Origin of the sequence: Planktotalea sp., assembly GCF_018607965.1 — a bacterium.
GTDB lineage: Bacteria > Pseudomonadota > Alphaproteobacteria > Rhodobacterales > Rhodobacteraceae > Planktotalea.
The window spans coordinates 1-3,831 of the sequence record NZ_JABBAM010000135.1 but is presented as its reverse complement, the minus strand read 5'-3'; the positions used below and the strand labels follow the sequence as shown (position 1 = coordinate 3,831).

General features: G+C 50.5%; 6 protein-coding genes. 3 read left to right on the top strand and 3 right to left on the bottom strand.

Features of this window, described 5'->3' with window-relative positions:
• Positions 1 to 32: 32 nt before the first annotated feature.
• Positions 33 to 719 (bottom strand): response regulator transcription factor, encoded by a 687-nt coding sequence (locus QZ279_RS12420; protein WP_293451318.1) that lies wholly within the window; start codon positions 717 to 719, stop codon positions 33 to 35.
• A 169-nt stretch (positions 720 to 888) separates the two neighbouring features.
• Here QZ279_RS12420 and ribA point away from each other — a divergent pair, with 169 nt between their 5' ends.
• Together ribA and QZ279_RS12410 are read left to right on the top strand one after the other, a co-directional pair.
• Complete coding sequence (ribA, locus tag QZ279_RS12415; RefSeq protein WP_293451316.1) at positions 889 to 1,980, top strand: GTP cyclohydrolase II; 1,092 nt, start codon at positions 889 to 891, stop codon at positions 1,978 to 1,980.
• Positions 1,977 to 2,471 carry a L,D-transpeptidase family protein gene (locus QZ279_RS12410; protein WP_293451314.1) on the top strand — a complete coding sequence of 165 codons (495 nt, stop codon included), beginning with the start codon at positions 1,977 to 1,979 and terminating at the stop codon, positions 2,469 to 2,471. The genes ribA and QZ279_RS12410 overlap by 4 nt, the downstream gene beginning before the upstream one ends.
• A gap of 98 nt (positions 2,472 to 2,569) precedes the next feature.
• On the opposite strand, the gene QZ279_RS12405 is transcribed toward QZ279_RS12410, so the two are convergent.
• Both QZ279_RS12405 and QZ279_RS12400 read right to left on the bottom strand, forming a co-directional pair.
• Positions 2,570 to 3,217 (bottom strand): YggS family pyridoxal phosphate-dependent enzyme, encoded by a 648-nt coding sequence (locus QZ279_RS12405; RefSeq protein WP_293451312.1) that lies wholly within the window; start codon positions 3,215 to 3,217, stop codon positions 2,570 to 2,572.
• 105 nt (positions 3,218 to 3,322) lie between these two features.
• Entirely contained in the window at positions 3,323 to 3,538 is a 216-nt protein-coding gene (locus QZ279_RS12400) for a hypothetical protein (RefSeq protein ID WP_293451310.1), read from the bottom strand.
• 166 nt (positions 3,539 to 3,704) lie between these two features.
• Here QZ279_RS12400 and QZ279_RS12395 point away from each other — a divergent pair.
• On the top strand, positions 3,705 to 3,831 hold a 127-nt coding region (locus tag QZ279_RS12395), incomplete at its 3' end, for a transposase (protein WP_293451320.1).

Genomic DNA, 3,831 nt, shown 5'->3' with positions numbered 1-3,831 from the left:
ACTAAAATTCCGAATTCACGGCAATTTAACGATCACGAGACCAATCGGTACCCGCCAGATTCAGTCACAAGAAGGCGCGCGTTAGATGGATCTGGCTCAATCTTTTGACGAAGTCGGTAAATATGCGTTTCTAAGGTGTGGGTGGTCACACCCGCATTATATCCCCAGACCTCGTGCAAAAGAATATCCCGCGGCACAACACCTTCCGTCGACCGATACAGAAACTTCAGAATATTTGTTTCTTTCTCCGTTAAACGAATTTTCTTTTCGTCTTCCGTTATCAACATCTTCATGGACGGCTTAAACGTATAAGGACCTAACCCAAACACCGCATCTTCGGATTGTTCATGCTGGCGCAATTGCGCACGGATACGGGCCAGAAGAACCGGGAATTTAAACGGTTTGGACACGTAGTCACTTGCACCCGCATCCAGCCCTAGGATCGTATCTGCGTCATTGTCATGTCCTGTTAGCATCAAAACCGGGCTTTTCACGCCTTGCTTACGCATCAAGCGGCACAACTCTCGGCCATCTGTATCGGGCAAACCGACATCAAGAATGATAAGGTCATAAAGCGACTCTTTGATCCGCTCCATCGCTGTCGCGCCTGAGTCCGCCTCGAAGACTTCAAAGTCTTCCGTCATCACAAGCTGTTCTGACAACGCTTCTCTTAAATCGTCGTCGTCATCGACAAGAAGGATATTCTTTAGCTGGGCCATGGATCATCTCCGCTTTGTTGTTGTACTAGACATGCAGTTACACACCGCATTCGACAAGTTTTGTGGCACTCCCTCACGTCCATGTGTTATTGCGCCTTCAAATGTTACATATTCCTCCTCAGACACGACGTTCTGTACCCAAAAGTTTCAAAAAGCGGTAATCCACATCATGAGCTTTGCACCTGACACCTCCGAACAGATCGCCCGCGCACGCGGTGATTTGCGCATGGGCGTGCCAATTGTGATCATTGCAGAGGGGTTGGCTGTCTTGGTTCAAGCTTGCGAAACACTGACGCCAGCGCGTGTTTCTCAGGCACGTGATTTGTCTGGAAAAACTGTTGTCGCAGTCACAGCACGTCGCGCAGAAACGCTAAAGGCGCGCGCATACGATGGCGATCTTGCGCGTATTGTTGTCCCCTCAGATGCTGACTTCAGATGGATTTTAGCGCTGGCTGATCCATCTGCTGACTTGCGCACACCGATGAAAGGGCCGTTCCAATCTATGCGAGATGGCTTTGCTGACACCCATCGCATCGCGCTACAACTAACCAAAGATGCGCGCCTTTTGCCGTCAGCACTCATCACGGACCTAGACAATGCTGTTGATTTCGCAGTGCAAAATAACCTTACAGTGCTCTATACAAGTCTCGTAATTCCCTTGCTTGGAAAGCCTGCGCACTACTTTGATGTCGTTCATGCGCGTCTCCCGATGGAGGTTTCTGATACAGGCCAACTTCATGTTTTCCGCCCCGATGACGGGGGCGAAGAACATTACGCAATCATCGTTGGCACGCCTGATCGCACCGCCCCCGTCCTGACGCGCTTGCATTCCGCTTGCTTCACGGGGGATCTTTTGGGCTCTCTCAAATGCGATTGCGGGCCACAATTGCGCGGCGCACTTACGCAGATGGGGCAACAAGGTGCAGGCGTCCTACTATACCTCAACCAAGAAGGACGCGGCATCGGTCTTGCCAACAAAATGCGCGCTTATTCGTTACAAGACCAAGGGTTTGACACGGTCGAAGCAAACCATCGCCTTGGATTTGAGGATGATGAACGCGACTTTCGCATCGGTGCCACGATTCTGAAAAAACTTGGTATGACCCAGGTTCGACTGCTCACAAACAACCCAGTCAAAATCGAAATGATGCAGAAGACAGGGATCACCGTTGCGGAACGCGTTCCGCTAAAAGTTGGTGAAAACCACTTTAATCGCGCTTACCTTCAAACCAAGACTGACAAGTCAGGCCATCTCTTGTGACCCCGAACGATCTTGTTGTGACTCCAAAAGGCGTTCGCTTTCAAAAAAAGCTCTACCCCTGCTCAATTGGCAAGGGCCATATCCGCACCGACAAACACGAAGGCGACGGCGCGACCCCGCGTGGCATTCTTAGAATTGTAGGTATGCTCTATCGCCCAGACCGTATCCCACAACCCGTACCTTGGGCCGAACCCATCGGCCCTCGCGACCTGTGGTCAGACGCACCAACCGACGCGCACTACAATATTCACGTCCAAGCCCCTTACAGCCATAGCCACGAAGCCCTTAGACGCGCTGACCCACTATATGATCTTGTCATACTCACTAATTGGAATTGGCCCAATGCAATCCCTCACAAAGGATCCGCAATATTTATCCACCAATGGCGCAGACCGGGATATCCAACAGAGGGCTGCATCGCTTTTCGCCGCGATCACCTGCACCAAATCGCGGGACACATCACCAAGAAAACGCGCCTCATTGTAAAATAGACGCGTATCTTCCCCTTTCAGAAATATCTCGGGGAGCGCGAGAGGCTGGCCCCTCGCTCACGTCCGATGACACAGTCATTGGAAACCATTCAAAGCTCTTAAGCACGGTCTCCAAAAATCGCAGAGCCAACCCGCACATGCGTTGCCCCTAACGCAATCGCACGTTCGAAATCGCTACTCATCCCCATCGAAAGACCATCCAACCCATTGCGCGCCGCAATCTTTGCCAAAAGCGCAAAATGTAATGACGGTTCTTCATCGACAGGGGGAATGCACATCAAACCAATAATCGGCAGGTCAAGATCGCGGCACTCAGCTATAAACGCATCAGCCTCTTGCGGCGCAACGCCCACTTTTTGATCTTCTTCCCCTGTGTTCACTTGCACGAACAAATCTGGGCAATGTCCCAGCTCTTCGGCCAAACGCGCAATTGCTTTCGCCAGCTTTGGGCGATCAAGGGTGTGAATAGCATCAAAAAGTTCCATTGCTTGACGGGCTTTGTTGGTCTGCAACGGACCAATCAGATGCACAGAGACATTTTCAAATTCTTCTTTGAAGCCCGGCCATTTGCCAGCAGCTTCTTGAACGCGGTTTTCGCCAAATACGCGGTGCCCTTGCTCTAGAACAGCACGTACACGTTCATCCGGTTGAAGCTTGGATACCGCAATCAACTGCGCACTACCGGCAGTTCGAGCCGCACCCACTTCTGCTTTGGCAAATTTATCTTGAATGTCTTGCAGTGACATACGCGGACCCTCCAGTTTCACAACGGAGTTAATATGCATACGCCCAAAAGAAAAGGACGGACCCTGAGGGATCCGTCCTTCTTTAGCTAACTTCAGTTTTTAATATTAGAAAGAGAAGCTTACACCAAGGTCAAGCATATTTTTTTTGTCGTTCTGTGCAACACCGACTTTCGGAGTTGCGCCTCCTAGGTTGTGTGAAACACCGATACCATAAGCAGATACGTTCTTAACGCCAGTTGCTTTTGCATCGAAGAAAGACACAACAGCGTTAATCTTTGTAGCTGCGCTAATTTCGTAAGAAGCGCCAAGGCCTAGACCCATGATAGCTTTGTTAGAAGAAATCAAAGCTGTGATACCAAAGGATCCACGAGAGCCGCCAACTGTAAGCGCTATGAGATCTTTCGCGTCAGCTGCTGCTTTTGACCTCCCCCCCGAAAGGTCCCTCAGTTTAACGTAGAGTTTGCTCAACCTTTGAAGGAGCAAACAAATGCGACAGAGTCGTTTTACCGAAGCCCAAATTATTGGAATGATCAAAGAACAAGAAGCTGGGATGCCAACGGCTGAGGTGTGCCGCAGGCATGGCTTGAGCCCGGCGTCATTCTACAAGTTCAAAG